Source organism: Coleofasciculus sp. H7-2 (assembly GCF_042747725.1).
Classification (GTDB): Bacteria; Cyanobacteriota; Cyanobacteriia; order Cyanobacteriales; family FACHB-T130; genus FACHB-T130.
The window spans coordinates 27,738-50,760 of the sequence record NZ_JBHZGO010000040.1; the positions used below are offsets into that span (position 1 = coordinate 27,738).

Genomic DNA, 23,023 nt, shown 5'->3' on the forward strand with positions numbered 1-23,023 from the left:
AATCTGAGGAGTTTAAAGATTCGCCTTTAGGGAAGATTCCGAAAGATTGGGATGTTCTGCTAGAGGGTCAGCATGAAAGTTAGGGAAGTGATTAAGCTAATAGAAGAAGATGGTTGGTATCTGGCAAGAACTAGAGGCAGTCATCGTCAGTTCAAGCATCCAACCAAGTCCGGTTTAGTCACAATTGCAGGGAAACCGTCTGACGATCTAGCACCTGGCACGTTAAACAGCATAATGACGCAAGCTCAACTCAAGGAAGACAAGGAAGTAGGAGAAGAAGAGTAATGCGTTATGGGATTGTGATTGAAAAGCTAGAGAGTAATTATTCAGCTTATGTTCCAGATTTACCTGGATGTGTGGCGACAGGTGCAACTCTTAAAGAGATGGAACAGCAGATAAAAGAAGCGATCGCTTTTCATTTGGATGGTTTGCGAGAAGAGGGTTTACCCATTCCCGAACCAACTACTCTATGTGAATATGTCGAAGCTGGTTGATAAATGCGATCGCTCTTTTCGCGTGGAGTCAAACTTGGAAGATGCGATCGCCTTCCAGTAACTCATCAATCCGTTCTACAGCAATTTCAGCATCAGCCGCAAGTTTCTGTAGCATCCAGTCGCGGTAACAAGGTGACTTACACCTCAGATATTGCACCATTCTCAAGTTTGCCCATCCGCGGCTCGACTTAGCGCTCGCCGAACGTCCTTGAACTCAATTTCCTTGGCTCATAGCTTGCATTCCATTGAAATGGACTGAAATTCTTACTCAGTCTTCTTCAGAAGACTTGATTCTGTTAGCCTGGGGTTTAAACCCCAGGCGGGTAATGCGACTGGTGCAAGATGTGACTTACACCACGCTTTCCAACGCCCGTTTGAACTCAACAGCCGTTTTAAAGTAAATTTCCGGCTTATCCACCAGTGCCAAATCAACAACTTCCGCCAATCGTTTCGGAATTGAGGCATCGCGTTGGCGAATGGGTACGGCATCGGTTTGCAACACAGCCAGCAACGGGTCTTTGCCGACAAAATCGCGGGGGCAAGTACCCGTTAACATCGTGTAGAAAGTTGCGGCTGTAGCCCAAACATCTACTTCTGGCTTGGCATATTTAAAGTCAATCACCTGCTGTCGCGGCATGAAGGGCAACGTGCCTGCTACTTCGCTGCCACTCATCGTATGACCGCTTAAACCTGCTAAGTCAAAGGCTTTGGCTAACCCGTAGTCGCCGACTTTGGCACTGTAGGAGTTACCGAAGTTGGTGAGGAAGATGTTACTCGGTTTGATGTCGCGGTGTACCAAACCTCGCCCCTTGCCAATCGTGCCGTCAGCGCGTCTAACATAGGGAATTTCGGCGTTGTGGGCGTATTCCAAACCATCTAAGGTTTGCAGGATAATTGGCACTGCTTCTTTAATCGACAAGCGCCCACCCCCTTGCTCCATTAAATCTGCCACGCTGCCGCCTTCGCAATACTCTAGGGTGAAGAAGAAGGTGCCATCCGAGTAACCATAATCCAGCAGTTTGACGACATGGGGATGGTTCAAGGCTTTGGTGTTTTCCATCTCCCGCAGGAATTTATCAATGGCGCGTTGATTAGCAGCAATTTTGGGCAGCATCACTTTCAGCGCTACCCACTCCCCATTTTGCTGATTGAGGGCAAGGTAAACTTCACCAAATCCTCCCTCACCTAGCTTTCTCACCAACTTGTAACCCCGAATTGCCGTTAGGTTTTGGTCGCCGCCTGCGGCTTTTTGAAGTAGGGCTTTGATAATTTCCCAAAAGTTGGGCTTTTTCTGTACGATGTTGGGCTTTTGCAGCTTGGCTTTGAAAACGTCTATAGTCTGCGATTCTTCCGGTTCAACGTGGATGCTGACTCGGAAAATGGTGTTACCTAACTCGATGACATCGCCTTCTTGTAAGTCGTATTCTGGGTACTGCATCTTTGCACCTTGTGAGGGGGTTTGGTGGGGTTGGCGCTGTCCAATTTTTTTGCTGTTGACGTAGGTAAGTACCGTTTTTACTGCCGAAGTCGCGCACGCGGATATTTGGGGGGTTGATGTCGAGGAGGCAGTGATAGCGGGAGATGATACGATGAGCGTCGTCATCGGGTAGTTGGGGATGGCATTCGTCAGCACGTCCGATGAGGCAGGTGGTGCGGGAGTCGAAGGTAAATTCTTGACCTTTGAGATTGCCTTGGGTGATGGTGAGGGTGACTTGGGTTGGCATCTAGTAGCTGATTTATAAAGTTGAGATTAAGAACGAAACGGCTTAATCTTGGTGCGATCCCTCCTTGGAAAGGCGGGAATAGAACTCATTGAAAGCCCCCCCTTTTTAAGGAGGGTTGGGGGGATCTGAATTTCTTTATAAATGACATCTAAGCTCAATTCTCGCTCCTGCCAAATCGAGCTAAAAGTTCTTCGCGGGACAATTGCAGGCTCAACCGAGTAAACTCCTCTGGAGGTAACTTTAGCAAAGCTTGAATAACTTCCATTAGCTCTTCATCCAGACTGCCAAATCGGACTCTCAACAGGTTTTCCAGAACCAGGCGCTGTCCCTGTACATTGCCTTGCTGCAAACCTTGTTGTCGTCCTTGCTGCAAAGTCTCTTCCCGCCATTGCAGATAAGCTGGTGATAGGTTCATAATTAACTCCCTCTCGTCTTCATCTAAATTTTCCTTCCTCTCCAGGTTGATGCGCGAGGTAGAAATCAGTTCTAACGTGTTGCTGCGGAACGGGTGTTCTCTGGGAAGTGAAATGAGTTCGTTAATTGCTTGCTGCTGGGTTGCGCCTTTTCCCAGAATCCTCAACCAGAGTGTTTCTGGTGTGGCGGGTAGTTGGTTAATGGCTACCACTGCTGTTTTTAGCGCATCAGCTAGAAAGTAAACGCCTTGAGTCCAGTTGTTTGGTTCTAGTTTAGCGCCGAAACTATCGAGTAGGGTGGCTGAGGCGGAGGTTGCCAGAATCCACAAGCGAGGCAGTTCGGTTTCGGGAAGTCCGCGATTTTCCCGCCTTGCTTGTCGCTGTAAGTCGCTTTGCAGAGAAAACAGCTTTAGCATACAGGTGCGAATCTCTGTTTTGCTGGGTTGATTGCGAAAGGGTTCGATTAAGCAGGGACTTGATACCAGTTTGCTGAGTAATCCCAGACTTGGCGGTTCGGCTGGGAGTGTTGGCGCTGGGGCAAAGTAGAGGTCAATTTGACGAACTTCGTCTGTGACTTCGCGGCTGACTTCAACGGTGCCTAATGGGGAGAGGAGTTCGGCTAGATATTGCTTGGCAAATTGGTCGTGAGGTTGTCGCGTCATCTATTCTTTACACTTTGGCAAGGTCAAATGGAAGTGACGAACCATCAATGTCCACATTCAGGCTCTTATGGAGTTCTCCCGATCGGGTTAGCTTCTGTCGTTCCATCTCTGAAGCAAAGTATTTCCCTTATTAATCTAAGTTAAATTGTCAAATTCTGGTGTGAAGCGTTTGAATTTCGTCACAAAGGCTCAGGAAGCACCGCTTTAAGTTTCGATTTCAACTACTCACTCACTCACTCACTAATTGCTGCTTCCCCTCTCTCCAGCAACGCTTCCTACGCCTGAATCTAGCTGCTGTGATAACTGGATGCGATTGACAAGCAATTAGATAGGGATTAACGGTTAACAAAAAATTGATATTATGGTTTAGCCCAAATTTTCAAAAAAGGTATTTCAGAATAAATGGTCTTGCTACCTGATAGAGCAGAGCCAGGATGAACGGGATAAGGATCGGGAGGGTTACTATCAGTCCCCATTTGCCAAACCGAAGCTCTTGATTATCGGATTTGAGGAGTGCAATCACAGCAGCGGCTCCCATTAGTATCCAGATACAAGCAAAGACAATAAAGATAATATATGCTGAGTCTTGCATTTTCTTCCGTACTAGCGAAAGTAGTCTATTTTTAGGTTAGCTTGACCCCATTTGTGCAGTTGACTTCCTTTAGTTGGGTTATTCTATTGACTAAGGTTGAATGGCACTGACTTCATCTGTAGGGAATGGTTGAACGATAGTGAAACCCAACGTCCTATAGGGAGGGGTTGCTGGGTTTCGTTCCTCAACCCAGCCTACGGAATTTTGGCTTATTTCAGTGCCATTCGACTAAGGTTGATTATGATCGTTGAGCCGACAGCGCCCCTGCGTCTCGCACTCGATGCGCTTCTGGCGCTTGCTAACAATCGTTGCTAAATTAGGTCGTCCAGTCAGAGCCAGCCGCCAATCAGCCCAAATTTCATACAGCATATCAACGATAGAACCGATAATCGGCAATTTGGTAGCCGCATAGATCCACCCTATCCCCAAGATTTCATAGACGCGGCGGAAGACTTCTACATTCTTGACGACGGTGCCATCAGGAAGCACAGCATGGATTCGTCCCATCGCCGTTTCAAAGTCAACACCGCCATGCGCTTCCGGAGAATAGTCGCCTGCGATGTCCACAAACGCTACCAAACCTCGACCGGCATCCCGTCGCTTCAAAAAATTGACTTCTCGCACGCACAAGGGACATTCACCGTCGTACAGCAGTTCTATTTGCCAGGACGGCGAAGACTGAGGCGGGGTAGAGACTTGAAGCGATTCGGGGGACTGAGTCTTAGAAGAGGACATAGGTCGTTCTCAATTAACGGATTCCTCGCGTGAGGAGAAACAAGCACACTTTAGTATTGTAAAGAAACTTAACATTTTTAGGCATCATCCATTTCCTGCCCGATCGGTTCAGGACTTACGCAAAGCTTATACATATAGCGTTTTATAGGGGTAATCTTCCTGTGGTTGCGTCTTTCAGATGTGGTGATTTTGCGTAAGTCCTGATTCCCCAACAAATCGCACCAATGCTGGGGAACGTGACCTCAAAGGGAGCCTACACATCTATTAACAATTACCCATTACCGATTCCTGGGTCTAACTTCTGTAACTTGTCTAGGAGGATTGACAATAGTTACATTTGTCGAACGAACCTTAGAAGCAGTGAGCTTTTGGTAGAATACACCTGCTGATTGCGGAGTCGGAAATGGGCCAACTTGGATGCCATCGACTCTAGTATTCGTGTCTCTCCAGTAACAAGAGCGAACTTGTATAGTTGGGGATTCTCTAGTTATCCGTTGAAGAATAGTGCGATTGGAGTTTTTAACTCGAACTAACCATTTTCCTGCAAAAGAAGGACAGTTTGTGGTTGCATTTGCTTGAGCGATCGTTTGAGCGATCGCTATGCGGTGTTGGTCAAAGCAAAGTGCTTGGATGCCAGAAAACGAAAAACCCAGGACGATGGCTAGAGTAAATTTGGCGCGATTGTTCATAAAAGATGAGTCTTTCTTCTAGCAGTTAAAGAGGGATACAGTATATCTTGGATAACTCAGTACATACTGGCAACGATTAGTAGAATTTGACCAAACTGTAAAATTAGATCGAGTCGCCATCCCTGAACAAACACCAATCAAACCGCACAGTAAATAAAAAGCCCCCAACTATATCTTGAATTAGATTTTTAACTCGAAACGGTCTGGGAAACAATAATCCTAAAGGTATAAATAATATGACAAACAGTGCCAGTACAATCCCAAGAAGGCTGGCAAAGTTGAGTCCGAAGTTAATCATACTGAATTTGTCAACAATCAATTTTCATGGCGATTGTTTTGATAACCTACAAAATTTCGACCGTTCCCTTTTGACCATCAATTCGCACCTGCTGACCATCTTGCAATAACTGGGTGGCGTTGTGGATATCCATGACTGCTGGAATGCCATACTCGCGGGCAACAATTGCACCGTGAGAAAGACGCCCTCCCACTTCTGCAATTAACCCACCCACGCGAGACAGCAGTGCTGCCCAACCAGAATCAGTGTAAGGAACGACTAAAATAGTATTGCGGTCAATATCTGGAATCGCTTGTAAACTGCGAAGAACTTTTACTTTCCCTTCTACTTGTCCTGGACTGGCACCAATGCCTTGCAATAGCTTTTGACTTACTTGCCGATTGGCGGTGTTGAAATCAGTAGAGGGCGGCGCATTGCCGTAGACTAAAGGCGACACACTCGCCATCTGACTATCTTGTTCCAGTTGCGATCGCCTTTGTTTCACCAACTGCGGTACTCGGTCAATTAATTGTTGGTCAGATTGTTGAATGATTTGCCTAATTTCATTGAATTCTAAGAAGAAAATATCTCCTGACTGAGATAGCAAACCTGACTGCAACCAGATTTTTTCTAACGCTACAAAATTCCAACGCACTTCCGCCAATAAGCGACTATAGATATCTGTAACCTTGCCCTTCAAATTGAGCCGTCGCTGCACCAACTTAACCTTCCATCCCTGATTTTCTTTGTCTTCTCTGCGCTTGGAGTGTTCAATTTCCCCGAAAAACTGTGTCAGCAATTGCCGAACCGCATGAGGATTTTCCTTCCAAGTAGGAACCGCGATATCTGTTGCCACATCGCTCAAGTATCCATAACGGTCAAGCCATCGATCGAACTGTTCTAGAATACCTTGCCCATCTGGCATTTCAGCCAACATGGTAAACAAAGAGGATGAATTTTCAGGGGATAATGGTGAATGAGGGAGTAAATTACGAGCATCCAGTGCGATATCTTCGAGCGATCGCACCGAAGCAACTTCCGGAGTTTGGCTGTTATCTAATTGTGAATCCTTGACCTTTAATAACGCCTGTCGCAACGCAAAACTCAATGGAGCGAGAATACTGTAATATGTCGCCCGTTTCAGCACTTCTAGCAGCGCATCCACCTGTTCCAGCAGCGCCGCCGGTTGACTTGTAGAGACGCGATAAATCGCGTCTGATTCTTGAATAGAGACACAATATATCGCGTCTGATTCTTGAGTTGAAGCATCCAGTCCCGCTTCTAAATAAGCCGATTGCCGTTCCAAGATAGGGGTAAATAAACGCCTATCATCCCGCGCAAAATCCCTTTCTAAACTCAACTCGCGCCCCAATAATCGCAGTAACCCCGGCACATTTCGCAGCGTAGAAACCAGAGGGGGTTTTGAGAACTTAGCACCTCTGGTTAAAAACTCCAAACTTTCCGGCGGTAAACCCATCCGACGGAAAATTTGTCCCAACAAGGTTGCATTAAAGTAGGCGCGAGAGGCGTGCAGCGTCGCCGTTTCATTAAAATCTAACGCTTCTGCTTCTTTGCCCAAAACCAGCGTAAAAATCTCACCCCAGACACCGCAAGTCAGAGGACGATTAATCGACCAAGTCAGCGGACGAATTAACCCCGGAATCACCTCAGCGGCAATCTTGCGCGTCCAGATGGGTTGCAGTGTGGTAATTGTCCGCGATTGCAACAACCACAGGGTTTGCCCATCGTAACTCCATTCAACATCTTGGGGAATGCCGTGATACTGACTTTCCAACTGCCGCGCTAAGTAAGCGACTTGCTGAATCAATGCCGGGGGGACATCGCCGCTGCCTTCCACGGGTAAAGACGCGACATCCTGCGCCTGGAGATCGTCCACAAACACCCGATATTGCTCCGGCGTCACTTGCCCGGATACAATCCGCGTAGCGTCTCCCGGCAATGCCTCAATCACTACCGCATTGCCTTGCTGGGCAATTGGATCTCGGCTAAAAGCAACACCCGAAAAGACACCCCGGACTTGTGTTTGAATCAACACCGACATCGAAGCTTCCGGTAAATTGCGAGTAGCCCTTTGGGCATACGCTTCGCGATCGCGCCGATAAGCCTTTGCCGCCGGGTTATCGTAAGAAGCAAGAACGCGAGTAATCGCCTCCTCCAACGCTTCTGCACTCGTAACATTCAAAATCGTCTCGTATTGTCCCGCCGCCGAAGACTGTTCCGAGTCTTCCCCCACAGCAGAAGAACGTACCGCTAGGGGTTGTTTTTCGGAAGCTTCCAGAAACTCAATCATCACCCCAGGATCGTCTCCAGGCGTCAGCACCCAGCCCATCGGCACCGGATAACCCCAGCGTTTCAGCTGAGATAACGTTGCGGCTTTTTGCCCCACCTTGCTGGCTTCTAGCGGCTGATCTAGAGAAACAATCGCTTTATCACCTCGGAAAAAACGAAACACAGCTTTATTCCCAGTTTGCGCTTGTTCGGATGGAAGGTCTAAATCATCGGGGATTTTCTGATAAATCCAGGCGATGATACCACTGAGAGCGATCGCGGCGACAACTTGCGCTGTTGAGTGATTGGGCAATAGCGCCATGAACACTGGCAACAAAATTAAAACCAAAATGCGTCCCTGCTTCCTCTCCCGCACCAGTGTAAAACTAACTCCCCCAATTACAAATACTAAAACTGCCACCAGCGGAGCGTGAACGACAATACCCCACACAACATTAGTTGTGCCAGCGCCCCGCCCCATCCAATAACGCCCCATCACCAGTGCAATCAGCGCGATTAACTCCCATTCGGGTTCCGTAGGAAAGAAACTACGCGCCAATAAAACGGCAGCAACACCCTTAGAAGCTTCCGAAAGCACCGCCAGAATACCCGCAAAGCGTCCCCCGTGGTAAAAAGCAGCAGAGACAGACACATTGCCCGTGCCGAGTCTTGCCAGTCGCCTCCCAGTGAAGGCGCGAACAATCCAAGCAATTAGAGGCAATCCGCCCAAGAGAGGACAGACAATAAAAATGAGGATAACGCCCCAAACTTGAGTCAGAGTCATGGCTGGGAGTAGCAGTACCAACACATGAATTGTAGTGATGTTTCTCCACGCAAAGAACGCCGATTTATCCCGTTTCTCCTTGGTGCCGCGACAGCGCTTACCTTTGCGTTAAAAATCTAAACTTATGTCACCTTCCCGCATTGTCACCTACAGCCCCGCTTACACAGTTGTACCCACCTACGAGTGTTTTAATCGCTGTAGTTACTGTAACTTCCGCACCGATCCCGGTAAAAGTCCTTGGCTCACCCTATCAGATGCCCAGAGAATCTTGCGATCGCTTGCCTCTCAAAACGTCTGTGAAATCCTCATCCTCAGCGGCGAAGTACATCCCCATTCCTCACGCCGTCAGGCATGGTTCCAGCGCATTTATGACCTTTGCGAACTAGCGCTGTCAATGGGATTTCTCCCCCACACCAATGCAGGGCCATTGAGTTTTGAGGAAATGCAAAAGCTGAAATATGTTAATGTTTCGATGGGGCTAATGTTAGAACAGCTAACACCGCAGCTATTGCAAACCGTTCACAAACACGCTCCGAGTAAAGTCCCAGAATTACGCCTGCAACAGTTAGAGTGGTCAGGAGAATTGCGGATTCCCTTTACAACCGGATTGCTCTTAGGAATTGGAGAAAGTTCGGCAGATTGGTGGAAAACCCTGGAAGCGATCGCGCTTCTCCACCAACGCTATCATCACATTCAAGAAGTTATCCTCCAACCCCACAGTCCCGGCACTCACCAAACCTTCGACGCCCCACCTTTTAACCCCCATCAATTACCAGAAGTCATCGCCAAAGCCCGTCAAATTCTCCCCCCAGATATTACAATCCAGATTCCCCCTAATTTAGTTACAGATTCGAGTTGGTTACTCACTTGTGTAGAAGCAGGTGCCAGAGATTTAGGCGGAATTGGCCCAAAAGATGAAGTAAATCCCGATTATCCTCATCCTCAGTATCATCAATTAAAAGAAATTTTAGAACCTGCGGGTTGGGAATTAGTGCCGCGTTTGCCAGTTTATCCTCAGTACGATGACTGGTTATCGGATAGATTGCAGAAAGCTGTTAATCGGTGGCGGAGTGCTACGTTATTAGAAGATAGCGTGAAATAGAAGCTATTAGATTAACCCCAACCTGACGAATCTGAAAAAGCTTGAATGGAAGACATACCCAAATGAGAACAGACCTCTTAGAACGCCCTCTAGAAGTGTTTACTAGGCTAGAAAACCTTCTAGACATTAAACCCGACAAAGACGAAGCCCAGTATAATCAGGGGAATGCGCTGTTTAAGCAAGGACGTTTTGAAGAAGCAATTGCTGAATACGACAAACCCCTAGAAATTAGAACGGACTTCTACGAAGCCTGGTACAACCGAGGCAATGCGCTATTTAACTTGGGACGCTTTGAAGAAGCGATGGCTAGCTACAACGAAGCTGTGAATAAACCAAGCTTCTACGAAGCTTGGTACAACCGGGGTGATGCGTTATATGAGTTGGGATGTTTTAAAGAAGCGATCGCTAGTTGGGACAAAACCCTAGACATTAAACCTGACCTCCACCAAGCCTGGAACAATCGGGGTGTTGCGTTAGCTGAATTAGGACGCTTAGATGAAGCGAGCGCTAGCTACGAGAAAGCCCTAAAAATTAAACCTGACTTCTACTCAGTTTGGAACAACTTGGGCATTACCCTAAGTAAATTAGAACGTTTAGATGAAGCGATTGCTAGCTTTGACAAAGCTCTGAAAATCAAACCTGAATATGCCGACGCTTTTTACAACAAAGCTTGTTGTTATGCATTGCAGGGTAATGTTGAGCAGGCTATCGAAAATTTGCAACAAGCTATCAATCTGAGTCCTGATGAATACAGAGAGGATGCAAAAACAGACTCTGATTTTGACAGTATTCGAGAAGATGGGCGGTTTCAGGCTTTAATTCAGGAGGGAAGCGATTGGGAAGAAGGAGATATAAACGAGCGTGAATGGCTTAGAGCAGCAGCAAGTAATCCAGCGTTTGATTTCCTAAAAGACGCCGAAGAAGACATTTATACATTAGCCGATGGGAAGCCATTCAATGACTAAGGGTAAAGTTGTGCTGGTGCCTTTCCCATTTGACGATTTATCGGCTACCAAAGTGCGTCCCGCTGTCTGTCTAACTAACCCTGTGGGAAAACATAGCCACGTTGTTCTAGCTTTCATAACCAGTCTGATTCCAAGTGATTTGCTAGAAACTGATTACGTTTTAAATACCAGTCATCCAGACTTTGCTGCTAGCGGATTGCATAAACCATCTACTATTAGGTTGGATCACCTGATGACTGTTCGGAAATCGCTGATCGAGCGTGAACTAGGTATATTGTCATCAGACACACAAGCTCAAATCGCCGAGAAGTTGTGCAAGCTATTAACTGAGTGATGTAGCGATCGCATTCCCACCGATGACCGCCTCCCGCATTTTTGTACAATAGACACACCCCTTTTGAAGCCAGGGTTACTGGTGTATAAATACCTATGCGTAGATTAGGGCACTACGAGCAAGCGTTAGCGAGTATCGATCCATCGTTGGGAGTTGAGGAAAGCGATCGCAAAATCTGGTACAACAGAGGCGAAGCGCTAGCGAACTTAGGTCGCTATCAAGAAGCACTCGTCTGCTTCGAGCGAACTGTAGAAATTGCACCATCAGACTCCGCTGCTTGGGTATTTCGAGGCGTTGTGCTAATTCACTTAAACCGCTATGAAGAAGCCCTTTCTAGCTGCGATAAGGCGCTAGAAATTGCACCAGAAGATAAAGAAGCTTGGACATTCCGAGGTGCAGCGCTGCATCGTCTGGGGCGCTACAAACAAGCCTACGCGAGCTATGACAAAGCCTTGGGAAACCAGAAAACACCCTTATGGCGAAAATTAATTCAGAAATGGGTAATGGGTAATAGGTAACTCCCTCAGGAATATCCCATTTGTGCAAATCTACATGAAAACCCCTTACAGGTTCCTCCGCCAACCGAGAAGCAAAATTACTCCCTCTGCGTGAACCTACTGTGTACACACAAGTGACTTATTCAGGACTTACGCAAAGCTTATACATATAGCGTGTTGTAGGGGCAATCCCTCCGTGGTTGCCCAAGAGATGTGGTGATGTTGCGTAAGTCCTGTTATTTTGCAAGGGAGCGCTTCCCGACAAGAGCAAGAACAGCTTCTTCCCTTGCAGGGAAGGCGAACCATCTTCAAAGCCCCTCTCCGAAGCGGAGAGGGGTTTGGGGAGAGGTCTACCACACAGTAGCTGCGTGAACGAGAAGGCTTAAAGTAGAGTTCCAGGCGGCGAATGATATTTTTACAAAAGTTTGGAAGCACCCATTGCTAACTCCCTCTCTCCCCTTCTCCGCATCACGAATGAAGTCAGTAAAATAGAGTTATCGAATTCAGGAGCCAGCTTACTGGCATAAAACCCCTATCGAGACTATCTACGGCAATCTTCAAGGTCTTAAGTCCAGCCAGCTAAAGCAGCTACAGCGACTGTATCATCAGCGGCTACCCGGCGATTGTCTCACAACGCCAGAATTTGCCCAGAGGCTGGCAGCAATCAGCACAGAAATTAACCAGCCAATGTGTGCCTACATCAATCGCCGGGGACAGGTGATTCGGGTAGGAGTGGGAACCCCCAGGCAAACGCAGATTCCCCCTCTAGAATTGCCTCGCTACGGTGCAGAACGACTTAGCGGCATTCGCTGCATAGCCACCCAGTTGAAGCCAGAAGCCCCCAATGAAGCCGCCTTAACTGCAATGGCAATGCAACGCCTGGATGCACTTGTCGTGATATCGCTGACTGGAACTGGGTTTGAGCGTCGCGGTGGGGGAGCCACAGGTTATATTAAAGAAACTTATCTCGCTCACCTAGTTCCTCACCCCGAAGCTACCTGGAGTCTGTCGCCGCCGATGAGCCTAGATGTGCTGGCGAACCAGGATTTTCTGGAACTGGTCGATGGGCTAGAAGCCGAGTTCCAACGGGAATTTGTTGCCCAGCAAGTAGACATCGACCACGACCGAGTGCTGCTGGTCGGGTTGATAACGGGTGACAAGACACCCCAGCAATTCCAAGACGGATTGCAAGAATTAGCGCGGTTGGTGGATACTGCTGGGGGACAAGTATTGGAGACGATGCAGCAGAAGCGCCCCCGTCCCCATCCTCAGACAGTCGTGGGTGAAGGAAAAGTACAGGAAATTGCCCTGACGGCTCAAACTCTGGGAGTGAACCTGATTGTATTTGACCGCGACCTCTCACCCGCTCAGGTTCGCAACTTGGAAGTGCAAACTGGCATCCGGGTGGTAGACCGCACTGAGGTGATTTTGGATATCTTTGCCCAACGCGCCCAATCCGGTGCTGGTAAGTTGCAGGTAGAACTGGCGCAGCTGGAATATATGCTGCCCCGCCTGACAGGTCGAGGTCAAGCGATGTCCCGACTAGGCGGCGGTATCGGCACTAGAGGGCCTGGTGAAACAAAATTGGAAACCGAACGCCGTGCGATTCAGCGCCGTATTGCCCGACTGCAAGAAGAAGTGAACCAGCTGCAAGCACACCGTTCGCGGCTGCGGCTTTCGCGGCAACATCAGGAAGTTCCTTCACTCGCTTTAGTTGGCTATACCAATGCTGGGAAGTCTACCCTATTGAATGTGCTGACGAATGCCGAAGTTTACACTGCTGACCAGCTATTTGCAACGCTCGACCCCACCACGCGACGCTTAACGATTCCTAACGCCGTGACGGATGAACCCCAGCAGATTGTGCTGACAGATACGGTAGGATTTATTCACGAGTTGCCGCCTTCTTTGGTGGATGCCTTTCGCGCCACTTTAGAGGAAGTGACGGAAGCTGACGCGCTGCTTCATGTGGTGGATTTATCCCATCCGGCGTGGCAAAGTCAGATTCGTTCTGTAATGACTATCTTGTCGGAAATGTCCATAACACCTGGCCCAGCGCTGGTTTTGTTTAATAAAATCGACCAAGTTGATGGCGATACGTTGGTTCTGGCACAGGAAGAATTTCCACAAGCGGTGTTTATTTCAGCGAGTCAGCGCCTTGGCTTAGAAACTTTGCGTCAGCGCATGAGCCAACTGGTTCATTATGCAGTTGCACAGGAGTAAAGGCGCAAAAATAACTTCCCCGAAAGGGAAAACCTATGTGATTGTCCGTTAGCACTCTTTGTGAGGGGACAATCACGTATCTTCTTTTTGAAGTTCTGGTAAAGCTGTCTATTGTAATTACCTACACCTATGAATACTTCTCGGATAAGCAACAATTTGAAATCAACAGGACTTACGCAACATCACCACTTCTGGGGCAACCACAGGGGGATTGAACCCGAAAAAACGTTATATGCATAAGCTTTGCGTAAGTCCTGTCTATATTAACTTTCCGTAAAAACATCTACCCATAGTTGGATAAACTAGGCAAAAATACAGTAACTCAATATAATGGCAAAAGTCCTCTGTGAACTAAATATCGGATTATCTGTTTTATCTGCTGCCGGTAGCCGTTCCGTTTCGATGTTAAAGCGAAAAAATGTAGTGCAGCCATAATTAGCTCTTGGTTAAAAACTGAGAATTTTTTAATCTCCTCTCTCATCTGATAAACCCTGTCCTTAGCCACATTCTTTTGTAGCGGAAACAAGAGTTTAAATATAGCCGAGAAATTGCTTTCTCGGCTAAAGTAGGTGGGATTAATTATTTGTAGAATGGGTTACGCTATCGCTAACCCATGCAGATGTTGGGTTTCCTACGTCAACCCAACCTACGAACATCTACGAACATCTTCAATTTAATCGCATCCGCCTACTAATCGTGCAAGGAGGTTAAAACGAAAAGGTTGATTTATCAAGAAGGTGGAGAAAGACAAAGTTTATAAATTGAAATTCAACCCCCACTCCTGCAAGCTATTTATCCCAGCGGCATAGGTAAGGTTGTATTGCAAAGGTGTCACGGTGATGTAATTTTTCCGAATCGCCTGAACATCCGTTTCTATGTGACTCGGTAACAGGGGATTTTCTGGTTGTTCCACCTCCTCCACAACCTCACCCGCTAACCAATAATAAGTTTTGCCACGGGGGTCTACTCGCTTTTTAAAGATATCAAAATAGCGACGAATTCCTTGACGAGTGAGCGCAACACCGGCAATTTCTTCCCACTTCACGGGAGGCACATTGACGTTGAGCAACATTACTTCTGGTAGCGGCTGCTTCGATAACTGAGAAAGCAGAATTGTGGCAAACCGGGCAGCAGGTTGAAATTCCCTTAAGGTGTAATTGGTCAGGCTAAAAGCAATGCTGGGAATTCCTTCAATCACGCCTTCCATCGCCGCTGAAACTGTGCCGGAGTAGAGAATGTCGGTGCCGAGATTGGAGCCGTGGTTAATGCCAGAAAGGACAAAATCCGGAGGGGCGTCGAGCAAAGCACCCAGCGCCAGTTTCACGCAGTCGGAGGGGGTTCCCGAACAAGACCAAGCTTTGACTGTGGGATGAAAAATCGACTCGACGACTTCGGCGCGAATGGGGTCGTGGAGGGTGAGACCGTGACCAGTGGCTGACCGTTCCCGGTCGGGACAAACTACGGTGACATCGTGACCGGCTTCTGCGAGAGCATTGGCGAGGGTGCGAATGCCCAGAGCGAAGATGCCATCGTCGTTGCTGATTAGCAATTTCATCAATTCAATCAAGGGGTGCATCAAGGAGTTCACTCTATTGTGGATGAATTTGCATCGCAGCCTGTAGCAGCTTGTGGCAGATGGATGAGTCCAAATCGCGCTAAACTCAAGCTTACTGCCACTAGAAATGACCCTCTCTAAAATGACCACGATGCTCAACGAGCTTGAGGCTCAATTAGCCGCGCTCAAACAGGAAGCAACCCAAGCGATCGCTGCCGCCGATACCCTGGAACGCCTAGAGGAACTCAGAGTCGGCTACCTGGGCAAGAAAGGGCAGCTCTCGAAGGTGTTAGGGGGTTTGGGCAAGTTAGACGCAAGCGATCGCCCCCGCATTGGTGCTTTAGCAAATGTTGTCAAAGAAGCGCTACAACAAGACTTGGATCGCAAGCGGACAAACTTACAGGAAGCACAAATCCAGGCAAAGTTGGAATCAGAAACCCTGGATGTCACCATGCCGGGAGTTTACCGTTCCCTCGGTCGCAAGCACCCCCTCAGCAGCACGATCGACCGGGTTGTGGATATCTTCGTCGGACTCGGCTACACCGTCGCCAACGGCCCGGAAATGGAGACAGACTACTACAACTTTGAGGCGCTGAACACTCCCGCCGACCACCCCGCCCGCGATATGCAGGATACTTTCTACCTGCCGGATGGTAATCTGCTGCGAACTCATACTTCTTCGGTGCAGATTCGTTACATGGAAGAAAATGAGCCGCCGATTCGGATTGTCGCACCCGGACGCTGTTACCGTCGGGATACTGTCGATGCTACCCATTCGGCAGTCTTCCATCAGATCGAAATTTTGGCAGTGGATGAAGGACTGACCTTCACCGACCTCAAGGGCACCATTAAAGTGTTTTTAGAGGAGATGTTTGGCGCAGAGTTGCCAATTCGCTTCCGGACGAGTTATTTCCCCTTCACTGAGCCTTCTGCGGAAGTGGATGTGCAGTGGCAAGGGCGTTGGCTAGAAGTGATGGGCTGCGGAATGGTCGATCCCAATGTTCTCAAGAAAGTAGGTTACGACCCAGAAGTTTATACTGGCTTTGCCGCTGGCTTTGGTGCTGAGCGCTTTGCGATGGTGCTGCATCAAATTGATGATGTGCGCCGGATGTACAGCAGCGATTTGCGCTTTTTGCGGCAGTTTTAAGTAGGGAATCCGGCTGCATCCAAATTTTCGGCTTTCGCAGTATCCCTGTCTTTACACGATTGAAACAGTTAGCGATCGCGTCCGATGTTAGAGATGTTACTGTTGTCTGCTTTCATGGCTACCTGGTAGCGATCGCCCCATTTCATTACCTCAAAATATCAACCCTCTTTAAAGATTTTGTATGAGCAAGCCATTAGATGAAACTCTCTCCAAGGAAATTTCCGAACGCATTAAAAGCAAAGCTAAAGACTCCTTTAATAATGCTTACAAAGCGGCATTGTTAACTGAAGGATGTATGTATGTCCAAGGCTTTTTAGTTCGGGATGAAAAGCCATGTAAACCGATTGAGCATGGTTGGATTGAGCTTGATACTTGTATTATCGATCCAACACTGCCACATCTCAATAAAAATTCTCAAGAACTTTACTACTTTCCGGCACAACATTTAACCGTAAAAAAACTTATTGCAGCAGTAGAAGAAGCGAAGGAAGATTATCCAGACGATGATGCACTACCTGTTTATGATGCTTTACCGCATGAATATTACGGCAATTTAATAATGGGCGGTAAAAACTATTCAGAAGCGTATAAAGAGGCTCAAACTAAGTGTCAAGAGTTGAATAAACTTACAAAACAAACTGATTCAAAAAATTGAAATCTCTAAGAAATCGTTCTGGTTGGGATTGATAAATACTGTAAAGGTGAAGGACAAAGACAAAGCGATCGCTATTGACGAACTTAAACTATAAGTAATTAAAAATGAATGTTTATCCAACTAAATTTACAACTGCAAAAAACAATTATTTCTGAGCAAAATGCTCTAACAACAATCGGTGAACAAAAATATAACCGCCGCCAACTTTTTGTAACAAAATGCGCTCAGTCGCCCAGTCTAGAAAACGGGCGTAGTTCCAAGGTATGTAACCATTGGAGTAAAGAATGACCCGTAAAGCGAAGTGTTTCACGCAAGCTTCACCCGCTGCAAACATTCCAAAAAATAACCCAATAATTAGCGCCCAAAATAGGGGAATACCTATCACTCCAGCAATGATTCCTAACCCCAAGATCCCTACAATTGCAAAGAACGTTGCATTTCTGGCTGACTGCCAAATCCCTTGATTCGGAACTGTACTGGTTTCGATTCCTGACCCCATCAACCCACGCATCAATATAAAAATTAGCCACGCACCCAGACCACCCCGTAGCCCGGAAATCAAACTATCAGTTAACCCTGCATGGAGATTAACCACTAATCCAGAAACTAGCCCACTACTTAACCCCAAAATCAGCCCAGCAATCAGCCCAACAAATAGCCCAGATTTCAGGTTATCTTTTGCTTTTGCACTAGACCACTTCAACGTTTCAACTGGGTTAACTTGATTACTAATCACTCCAAAAATCAACCCTGCACCCAGAAAACCACAGAGTCCACCAATAAGTCCAACAATTAGTCCAATTTGCAATCCCGCAGCGTGCCCAGAAATTATGCCAGCCCCCAATGCCGCACTCAGTCCAACAAGCAAACCAATGGTAATCGCATACATTCTTTTTTGCCCGTTTGTGGGCAACCAACTAGGCTGAATTCGCTCAATTAAGAATACCGTTTGTGACTTTTGAACTAGCCTTTGTGCCAGCCAACTTAGCCAGTGCATTGCTTGTTCTTTTGAATACTGACTATTCGCACTTCTGCGCTCAAACATTCTTTGAATATATTTATCAAATAAATGTTGGCGGCGTTCTTCTAAATTCAGACCTGGTAAGTCAGTAATTGACATTCCTTGGTAAGCGAGGGTCATAATACTGAGTATTAGCGGAGATTTGGCTAAGTCTTGCAGTGTCGTATCTGCGTGCAGTGTGGTGTTGAGCGCTGCTAGTTCCGTTCCTGTACTTTTTAGATATTGATAAATTTGTTCTAGAGTGAGGGGTTGAATGAAGACTGCACCTTGAAATCGGAGGCGGTTTGATAACAATTCATAATCTTTGATGCGGCTACAAACAACAATTTCAGTTTGCCCGTATTCTTGGCTAAATTGATTAATTGCCTCAACACAATGCTCCCGCCGTTCGGCACTGACTTCATCTAAACCATCTAGTAACAGCAGCAGTTGTTGCTCTCTAATCCAATTGTTGCCAATTTCTTTAGAAACTTGATATTTAGTATTGAGTTCTCGAATCAGCCAGTCAGCAATTTTTTCTTTGGCATTTGTCCAGGCAGAAAGATTAAATACTACTGAAATTGGCTGATTGACATCTTTTTCGGCAAGATTAATGAGATCGCGTGCGAGTTCTAGAAGCGTTGTAGTTTTTCCCGCACCCGGATCGCCTAAAATTAATAAAGTTCGCCCTTCTCCCATTTGATTGAAAAGGTTGATAACTCTGGTATTTTTAGATAAAGTTTGTCTGGGTTGCTCGGCAGTTTCCCACACAATCCCCCAAGGTCGATCGATGGCATCCAAGCGTTTTTCTAAGCCGAGTTCTATCAGGGCTTTGCCATGTAATGAAGTTTCAAGAACGCCTTTTATCCAGTAATTTTTGACCTTATTGATCAATATCTGGCGATGGCGATACTCCTGACGACTGTGGGGGATTCTAGGTTCTGATTTCTCTTGGCTAACAGATGGAAGGGGTAAGGTTGGTGTCTGTGCGAAGTTAATCGTATCTATATCAGATATTGGAAGCTTTTGGGCGTGTGGCAAGGCTTGGTTGTGAGGTTGCAAAGCTGATAGCATGGCTTTGGCATCTGGATAGCGATCGCTCGAATGACATCGCACAGCCTTATCCAAAACCTCTACTAAATTGGGGCTAAATCCTAGGGCATCTGCATCCCACATCATCTCGCCCGTCTGAGGGTTGATATGGAAGTCTTGAGGACGTTTGCCTGTTAGCAGATAAATCGCTGTCAACCCCAGACTGTAAATATCGCTTGCGTAGACAGGTTTACCCGCCGCTTGTTCTGGGGGCATATAACCCAGCGTCCCGACAGCAATCGATTGACTGATGTCGCCTTGGGCATCCACCACCCTATCAATGATTTCCTTGGCGATACCAAAATCGATTAAAACAGGTTTGTCATCCTGTTGTCGCAGAATAATATTGCTCGGTTTGATATCTCGGTGGATAATCCCTTTGGCGTGGATATAATCCAAAACTGGCAAGATACTCGCTAGCATTTCCTTGACTAAATTTTCGCTGAGAAGTCCCTGCTGTTGCAATTTTTGATTCAGGGTGAAACCTTCAATCCACTCCTGAACTAAGTAAAATTGCTCCTGTTCCTCAAAATAGGCGTACAACCGAGGAATTTGTTCGTTCCCTTCACCCAGTTGCTCTAAAATGGCAGCTTCTCGCTGAAATCGCTCGCTTACGAGTTGATAAACTTGGGGGTTGTTGGTGACAGGTTTCAGTTGCTTGATGACACAAATACGACGGGAAGGCATATGGGTGTCTTCCGCCAAAAAGGTTTCGCCAAACCCACCCGTTCCCAACGCCCGAATGATGCGATAGCGGTTATTTAAGAGCGTCGGTGTCATCTAATTTCACGCTGTTACTTGTTGCTGGTTATTCTATACAAGCATCATAGCTGGGAGCGATCGCGTCTACCATAGTTCAAGATACTGCTGGAACTGGCGAAGCAATGTTTTGTAACTTGCAGATTGCTTTCAGAACTTGCAGCAACTCGATTGAAGGTTCAGAGTCAATCAAGTTCAGTGCTGGCAATAGTTGATAAGTTGGGGGAGTACCTTGCTGGAGATACGCAAAACGATAATCCATTCCATTCGTTGTCAGTCCCCAAACCGATTGTTGATGTTCTAGACTTTTATAGGCATAAGCGAGCAATTGAGGTAAACCCTCCAATGCGTTAACACTACTGTTTTTAGCTTCAATCACCAAAATCCAGAAAAGTGTATCTGTTGTTCTTGCTTGAGTTTTATTGACTGCCAAGATATCCATCCGTCCTTTGATGATGGTTTCTTCATCTTCGATGGAAATATCAGCAATACCCTCTTCTAAGGTTATCTTAATACTAGGCTGATAAAATCCAGCCAACCACATCAACCGAGCCACAAATAAAAATTTAACTTGCCCCTCGGAAATTTTCCCTTCTGTGTAGTAATCGCGGAATAAATTGCGGATTTTTAGAACCTCCTGGTGTTCAAATTCTGTTAAAGGTTCCAGCGCTAGTAATGATGTAATTGAGCCATTCAAATGCTCTTCAATTTTTAAAAGACGATGAACATCTCTCAAGGTTAGATTTTTGGCGTCTAGATTAGCAGTCATCGATTTATTGGGAGTTTTTAATAAAAATTATAACTATTATTATATATGGGTTACTGGTAAAGCGATCGCGTTAAATTGTGGAGGGACAAAGATGCGATCGCTCAGTCATAGTATCAACCATCAATAGACATTAGCGATATTCAGGAAGTGGTAGGTGAATAATTTGGTCTTGATACTCATCATTAAAAGACCCCTCAGCAATCAGAATTAACTCATCAATAGTCTGACTAATACTGAGCTTATCATTCAATATCAAAATCCCAGGTACGTGACGATCTTGTGCAATGTGGTCAGCCAAATGTACAGGCATAGATTTGCGGTTATTTGTCACCAATACAAAGTTATGCTCCTCGCACCAGCACAATATTTCCGGGTCTAGCGTGCCTCTAGGGGGAGCGCCAGGATCGCCAACCACCCACATAATTAAGCTGGGATTTTGCCTGATAAATTGACGCTGATAGACTTTATCAACATTTTCATCCAGCAGATATTTCAGACTCATTTACTTTCTTCATTGCCCCTCGTTCAGCTTTTAGTTTCATGAGTTTGACAACAACGGGTGAAGGATTGCGTTGCTGTTCTTCTCGCATTTTATGACCATGTTCTAGCGAATCAGCTATGTAAGCGCTGACTGCTTCTTTATTATGCAAGTAATAAAGAATAGTCGCATAGACCTGCTCTAGTGTGACTGATGGATAACTTTGGGCAATTTCCTCTGGAGTCCGACACCGATGGATGAAATCATAGAGAATAGTTTCAATTCCTACCCGTGTACCTTTCAACCGAATATCATCGGGACGCTGAAAGTCGAAATAATCTTCTAGTTGCATAGCTTACCTGTTTATCTATTTATGAAATGCTCTTACATTTTGGTAAAGTGTTCTCTTAGCAAGTCGTGAATGAAGCGATCGCATCCTCTCACTCCTTACAGAAACTATCGATCTGCGGCATATTTCAATGGATGTCATTCTTCGCGCCGTTCCTTCACTATCGCTCAGGACTCTGCTCAGAATGATAGAGTTACATTTTGGCAAAATCAGATTGCAGCAAGTCATTAGTGAAACGGTAGCGATCGCCTTTTCTTTCTAAAAATCCTTGCTCAGTACAATAATTAAGAAAACGGGCATAATTCCAGGGAATCGCGCCACTTTGCCATAGAACTAGACGCAGTACAAAATGTTGAATGCAAGTCATTCCACCCCAAAACATTCCCAATCCTATTCCAAAGATAGACGCAGCCATCATTACTGAGATTGGTTCTACTGAATGTTGGGTTATTAGCTGAAGCAATACTGTCCCGATTCCACCGAATAACGCACCAATGAAAGTAAAAATTACGGTATTTCTTGCTGATTCCCAAATCAGCTGATTTGGAATAGTTCTAGACTTATTTTCAGAACCACTAAATCCAATGATTAATATGCTAATCAATAGCATAATCAACCCTACAACTAGCCCGCTAACAAATTCTCCAGAATGAACTACTATACTCACTCCAGTACCAAGCCCTGTCCACAAAGCTAAGCCTATCCGCTTTTTAGCTTTTTCCCAAGACCATTTGGTAATCGCTTCCACAGGTTTTATTTCATTACCCAGCCCACTTAGAAGTGCCAAACTTATCACAGCAGTTGCGCCTATTAGGAGTCCAGACATTAGTCCCAACGCTAGTCCAAGCATTAGACCAACCATCAGCCCAAACATCAGACCACCTATTACTAGACCGATTAACAGATAAATCATCCCAATTGTCAGTCCAAGCATCAGCCCCAAACCAATGCGATAGAACCACTTCTGAGCGTTTTTATCTAACCATTTAGGCTGTATTTCTTCAAGTGCAAACTCAGTTTTAGATTCAGCTTGTAGTTTTTGATTTAGCCAGCGCAACCAATACATTGTTTGTTGTTGATCTGGCTGGTTTCCTAGTGTATACATTGTTAGATAAAAGTGAAAAAATAATAGACACAAGCAAGGATACATCCAGAAATTGGCTATTTTAAAAAAATAACTAAATTTCTTTAAAAGTCAAGACATTGGGATGAAATATTTCGCTACACGCTATGAAACGCGCAGTAAATCGTGAATGAAGCGATCGCCACCTCGATCTGGGCATAATCGCACTATACCCAGACAACCAAATTCGCCGCTACTCCCTTCCTCTGCGTTCTCTGCGCCCTCTGCGGTTCGATCATCTTTCATCCACCGATTCCCCGTGCTAACCTGTTGAGAATCATTACACTGATACACTTGTACCTACCTGAACAGCCTA

The 23,023-nt window shown here is 46.2% G+C and carries 23 protein-coding genes and 1 pseudogene; 10 read left to right on the plus strand and 14 right to left on the minus strand.

All coding sequences use genetic code 11. The features are described 5' to 3' along the window. Nucleotides 1-72: 72 nt before the first annotated feature. Both ACFW2W_RS09935 and ACFW2W_RS09940 read left to right on the plus strand, forming a co-directional pair. On the plus strand, nt 73-285 hold the full coding sequence (locus ACFW2W_RS09935) for a type II toxin-antitoxin system HicA family toxin (protein WP_378176783.1): 213 nt from the start codon (nt 73-75) through the stop codon (nt 283-285). Beyond that, nucleotides 285-494: a type II toxin-antitoxin system HicB family antitoxin gene (locus tag ACFW2W_RS09940; protein WP_378176785.1), complete on the plus strand. Its 210-nt coding sequence runs from the start codon at nt 285-287 to the stop codon at nt 492-494. The genes ACFW2W_RS09935 and ACFW2W_RS09940 overlap by 1 nt, the downstream gene beginning before the upstream one ends. A 28-nt stretch (nt 495-522) precedes the next feature. Here the strand turns inward: ACFW2W_RS09940 and ACFW2W_RS09945 are convergent, their stop codons facing one another. The 3 genes and pseudogenes from ACFW2W_RS09945 to ACFW2W_RS09955 all read right to left on the minus strand — a co-directional run. Beyond that, a complete protein-coding gene (locus ACFW2W_RS09945) occupies nt 523-654 on the minus strand; it encodes a hypothetical protein (RefSeq protein ID WP_378176788.1) in 132 nt (43 codons plus the stop codon). A gap of 189 nt (nt 655-843) precedes the next feature. After that, nucleotides 844-2,085 carry a protein kinase gene (locus tag ACFW2W_RS09950; RefSeq protein ID WP_378177181.1) on the minus strand — a complete coding sequence of 414 codons (1,242 nt, stop codon included), beginning with the start codon at nt 2,083-2,085 and terminating at the stop codon, nt 844-846. Next, nucleotides 2,042-2,134 (minus strand): annotated as a pseudogene (locus ACFW2W_RS09955) (hypothetical protein); the annotation flags it as partial. The pseudogene ACFW2W_RS09955 and the gene ACFW2W_RS09950, both read right to left, overlap by 44 nt. On the opposite strand from ACFW2W_RS09955, the gene ACFW2W_RS09960 reads away from it, so the two are divergent. Next, nucleotides 2,111-2,236: a hypothetical protein gene (locus tag ACFW2W_RS09960; protein WP_378177223.1), complete on the plus strand. Its 126-nt coding sequence runs from the start codon at nt 2,111-2,113 to the stop codon at nt 2,234-2,236. The pseudogene ACFW2W_RS09955 and the gene ACFW2W_RS09960 overlap by 24 nt on opposite strands. 136 nt (nt 2,237-2,372) lie before the next feature. Here ACFW2W_RS09960 and ACFW2W_RS09965 read toward each other — a convergent pair whose 3' ends face one another. The 4 genes from ACFW2W_RS09965 to ACFW2W_RS09980 all read right to left on the minus strand — a co-directional run bounded on the left by ACFW2W_RS09965 (nt 2,373) and on the right by ACFW2W_RS09980 (nt 8,659). Beyond that, nucleotides 2,373-3,293 (minus strand): hypothetical protein, encoded by a 921-nt coding sequence (locus ACFW2W_RS09965; protein WP_378176790.1) that lies wholly within the window; start codon nt 3,291-3,293, stop codon nt 2,373-2,375. Between the two features lie 820 nt (nt 3,294-4,113). Further along, on the minus strand, nt 4,114-4,620 hold the full coding sequence (locus ACFW2W_RS09970; protein WP_378176792.1) for a thiol-disulfide oxidoreductase DCC family protein: 507 nt from the start codon (nt 4,618-4,620) through the stop codon (nt 4,114-4,116). Nucleotides 4,621-4,898: 278 nt separating this feature from the next. Further along, entirely contained in the window at nt 4,899-5,309 is a 411-nt protein-coding gene (locus tag ACFW2W_RS09975) for a hypothetical protein (protein WP_378176794.1), read from the minus strand. Nucleotides 5,310-5,653: 344 nt separating this feature from the next. Continuing rightward, nucleotides 5,654-8,659: a glycerol-3-phosphate acyltransferase gene (locus ACFW2W_RS09980; RefSeq protein ID WP_378176796.1), complete on the minus strand. Its 3,006-nt coding sequence runs from the start codon at nt 8,657-8,659 to the stop codon at nt 5,654-5,656. A 124-nt stretch (nt 8,660-8,783) separates the two neighbouring features. Here ACFW2W_RS09980 and cofG point away from each other — a divergent pair, with 124 nt between their 5' ends. From cofG to hflX, 5 genes are all read left to right on the plus strand, one after another. Then, nucleotides 8,784-9,761, plus strand: coding sequence for a 7,8-didemethyl-8-hydroxy-5-deazariboflavin synthase subunit CofG (gene cofG / locus ACFW2W_RS09985; protein WP_378176798.1), 978 nt, complete (start codon nt 8,784-8,786; stop codon nt 9,759-9,761). A 62-nt stretch (nt 9,762-9,823) separates the two neighbouring features. Continuing rightward, entirely contained in the window at nt 9,824-10,726 is a 903-nt protein-coding gene (locus tag ACFW2W_RS09990; protein ID WP_378176800.1) for a tetratricopeptide repeat protein, read from the plus strand. After that, nucleotides 10,719-11,060 carry a type II toxin-antitoxin system PemK/MazF family toxin gene (locus ACFW2W_RS09995; RefSeq protein ID WP_378176802.1) on the plus strand — a complete coding sequence of 114 codons (342 nt, stop codon included), beginning with the start codon at nt 10,719-10,721 and terminating at the stop codon, nt 11,058-11,060. Before ACFW2W_RS09990 ends, ACFW2W_RS09995 begins: the two co-directional genes overlap by 8 nt. 95 nt (nt 11,061-11,155) lie before the next feature. After that, nucleotides 11,156-11,578 carry a tetratricopeptide repeat protein gene (locus tag ACFW2W_RS10000; protein ID WP_378176804.1) on the plus strand — a complete coding sequence of 141 codons (423 nt, stop codon included), beginning with the start codon at nt 11,156-11,158 and terminating at the stop codon, nt 11,576-11,578. A 666-nt stretch (nt 11,579-12,244) separates the two neighbouring features. Beyond that, the gene (gene hflX, locus ACFW2W_RS10005) at nt 12,245-13,780 is read left to right on the plus strand and encodes a GTPase HflX (RefSeq protein ID WP_378176806.1); all 1,536 of its coding nucleotides are present in this window, start codon (nt 12,245-12,247) and stop codon (nt 13,778-13,780) included. 754 nt (nt 13,781-14,534) lie between these two features. Here hflX and surE read toward each other — a convergent pair. Next, complete coding sequence (gene surE / locus ACFW2W_RS10010; protein ID WP_378176808.1) at nt 14,535-15,335, minus strand: 5'/3'-nucleotidase SurE; 801 nt, start codon at nt 15,333-15,335, stop codon at nt 14,535-14,537. Nucleotides 15,336-15,486: 151 nt separating this feature from the next. Here surE and pheS point away from each other — a divergent pair, with 151 nt between their 5' ends. Together pheS and ACFW2W_RS10020 are read left to right on the plus strand one after the other, a co-directional pair. Further along, nucleotides 15,487-16,482 carry a phenylalanine--tRNA ligase subunit alpha gene (gene pheS / locus ACFW2W_RS10015; protein ID WP_378177185.1) on the plus strand — a complete coding sequence of 332 codons (996 nt, stop codon included), beginning with the start codon at nt 15,487-15,489 and terminating at the stop codon, nt 16,480-16,482. Nucleotides 16,483-16,663: 181 nt separating this feature from the next. Continuing rightward, nucleotides 16,664-17,137 carry a hypothetical protein gene (locus ACFW2W_RS10020; protein ID WP_378176810.1) on the plus strand — a complete coding sequence of 158 codons (474 nt, stop codon included), beginning with the start codon at nt 16,664-16,666 and terminating at the stop codon, nt 17,135-17,137. A gap of 145 nt (nt 17,138-17,282) precedes the next feature. Here the strand turns inward: ACFW2W_RS10020 and ACFW2W_RS10025 are convergent, their stop codons facing one another. The 6 genes from ACFW2W_RS10025 to ACFW2W_RS10050 form a co-directional block, all read right to left on the minus strand. Next, nucleotides 17,283-20,009 carry a protein kinase gene (locus tag ACFW2W_RS10025; RefSeq protein WP_378176812.1) on the minus strand — a complete coding sequence of 909 codons (2,727 nt, stop codon included), beginning with the start codon at nt 20,007-20,009 and terminating at the stop codon, nt 17,283-17,285. Nucleotides 20,010-20,085: 76 nt separating this feature from the next. Then, nucleotides 20,086-20,757 (minus strand): restriction endonuclease subunit R, encoded by a 672-nt coding sequence (locus ACFW2W_RS10030; RefSeq protein ID WP_378176815.1) that lies wholly within the window; start codon nt 20,755-20,757, stop codon nt 20,086-20,088. A 130-nt stretch (nt 20,758-20,887) separates the two neighbouring features. Next, nucleotides 20,888-21,259 carry a hypothetical protein gene (locus tag ACFW2W_RS10035; protein WP_378176817.1) on the minus strand — a complete coding sequence of 124 codons (372 nt, stop codon included), beginning with the start codon at nt 21,257-21,259 and terminating at the stop codon, nt 20,888-20,890. Continuing rightward, a complete protein-coding gene (locus tag ACFW2W_RS10040; protein WP_378176819.1) occupies nt 21,234-21,587 on the minus strand; it encodes a DUF433 domain-containing protein in 354 nt (117 codons plus the stop codon). The genes ACFW2W_RS10035 and ACFW2W_RS10040 overlap by 26 nt, the downstream gene beginning before the upstream one ends. A 190-nt stretch (nt 21,588-21,777) precedes the next feature. Next, complete coding sequence (locus ACFW2W_RS10045) at nt 21,778-22,689, minus strand: hypothetical protein (RefSeq protein WP_378176821.1); 912 nt, start codon at nt 22,687-22,689, stop codon at nt 21,778-21,780. 123 nt (nt 22,690-22,812) lie between these two features. Beyond that, a complete protein-coding gene (locus ACFW2W_RS10050) occupies nt 22,813-22,953 on the minus strand; it encodes a hypothetical protein (RefSeq protein WP_378176823.1) in 141 nt (46 codons plus the stop codon). Nucleotides 22,954-23,023 lie beyond the last annotated feature (70 nt).

What these genes read in the sequence shown, in the direction of transcription:
- ACFW2W_RS09935 (WP_378176783.1), top strand. Translation starts at nt 73, where the DNA reads ATGAAAGTTAGGGAAGTGATTAAGCTAATAGAAGAAGATGGTTGGTAT.
- ACFW2W_RS09940 (WP_378176785.1), top strand. Translation starts at nt 285, where the DNA reads ATGCGTTATGGGATTGTGATTGAAAAGCTAGAGAGTAATTATTCAGCT.
- ACFW2W_RS09945 (WP_378176788.1), bottom strand. Translation starts at nt 654, where the DNA reads ATGGTGCAATATCTGAGGTGTAAGTCACCTTGTTACCGCGACTGGATG.
- ACFW2W_RS09960 (WP_378177223.1), top strand. Translation starts at nt 2,111, where the DNA reads ATGGCATTCGTCAGCACGTCCGATGAGGCAGGTGGTGCGGGAGTCGAA.
- ACFW2W_RS09965 (WP_378176790.1), bottom strand. Translation starts at nt 3,293, where the DNA reads ATGACGCGACAACCTCACGACCAATTTGCCAAGCAATATCTAGCCGAA.
- ACFW2W_RS09970 (WP_378176792.1), bottom strand. Translation starts at nt 4,620, where the DNA reads ATGTCCTCTTCTAAGACTCAGTCCCCCGAATCGCTTCAAGTCTCTACC.
- ACFW2W_RS09975 (WP_378176794.1), bottom strand. Translation starts at nt 5,309, where the DNA reads ATGAACAATCGCGCCAAATTTACTCTAGCCATCGTCCTGGGTTTTTCG.
- ACFW2W_RS09980 (WP_378176796.1), bottom strand. Translation starts at nt 8,659, where the DNA reads ATGACTCTGACTCAAGTTTGGGGCGTTATCCTCATTTTTATTGTCTGT.
- cofG (WP_378176798.1), top strand. Translation starts at nt 8,784, where the DNA reads ATGTCACCTTCCCGCATTGTCACCTACAGCCCCGCTTACACAGTTGTA.
- ACFW2W_RS09990 (WP_378176800.1), top strand. Translation starts at nt 9,824, where the DNA reads ATGAGAACAGACCTCTTAGAACGCCCTCTAGAAGTGTTTACTAGGCTA.
- ACFW2W_RS09995 (WP_378176802.1), top strand. Translation starts at nt 10,719, where the DNA reads ATGACTAAGGGTAAAGTTGTGCTGGTGCCTTTCCCATTTGACGATTTA.
- ACFW2W_RS10000 (WP_378176804.1), top strand. Translation starts at nt 11,156, where the DNA reads ATGCGTAGATTAGGGCACTACGAGCAAGCGTTAGCGAGTATCGATCCA.
- hflX (WP_378176806.1), top strand. Translation starts at nt 12,245, where the DNA reads ATGTGTGCCTACATCAATCGCCGGGGACAGGTGATTCGGGTAGGAGTG.
- surE (WP_378176808.1), bottom strand. Translation starts at nt 15,335, where the DNA reads ATGAAATTGCTAATCAGCAACGACGATGGCATCTTCGCTCTGGGCATT.
- pheS (WP_378177185.1), top strand. Translation starts at nt 15,487, where the DNA reads ATGCTCAACGAGCTTGAGGCTCAATTAGCCGCGCTCAAACAGGAAGCA.
- ACFW2W_RS10020 (WP_378176810.1), top strand. Translation starts at nt 16,664, where the DNA reads ATGAGCAAGCCATTAGATGAAACTCTCTCCAAGGAAATTTCCGAACGC.
- ACFW2W_RS10025 (WP_378176812.1), bottom strand. Translation starts at nt 20,009, where the DNA reads ATGACACCGACGCTCTTAAATAACCGCTATCGCATCATTCGGGCGTTG.
- ACFW2W_RS10030 (WP_378176815.1), bottom strand. Translation starts at nt 20,757, where the DNA reads ATGACTGCTAATCTAGACGCCAAAAATCTAACCTTGAGAGATGTTCAT.
- ACFW2W_RS10035 (WP_378176817.1), bottom strand. Translation starts at nt 21,259, where the DNA reads ATGAGTCTGAAATATCTGCTGGATGAAAATGTTGATAAAGTCTATCAG.
- ACFW2W_RS10040 (WP_378176819.1), bottom strand. Translation starts at nt 21,587, where the DNA reads ATGCAACTAGAAGATTATTTCGACTTTCAGCGTCCCGATGATATTCGG.
- ACFW2W_RS10045 (WP_378176821.1), bottom strand. Translation starts at nt 22,689, where the DNA reads ATGTATACACTAGGAAACCAGCCAGATCAACAACAAACAATGTATTGG.
- ACFW2W_RS10050 (WP_378176823.1), bottom strand. Translation starts at nt 22,953, where the DNA reads ATGAAAGATGATCGAACCGCAGAGGGCGCAGAGAACGCAGAGGAAGGG.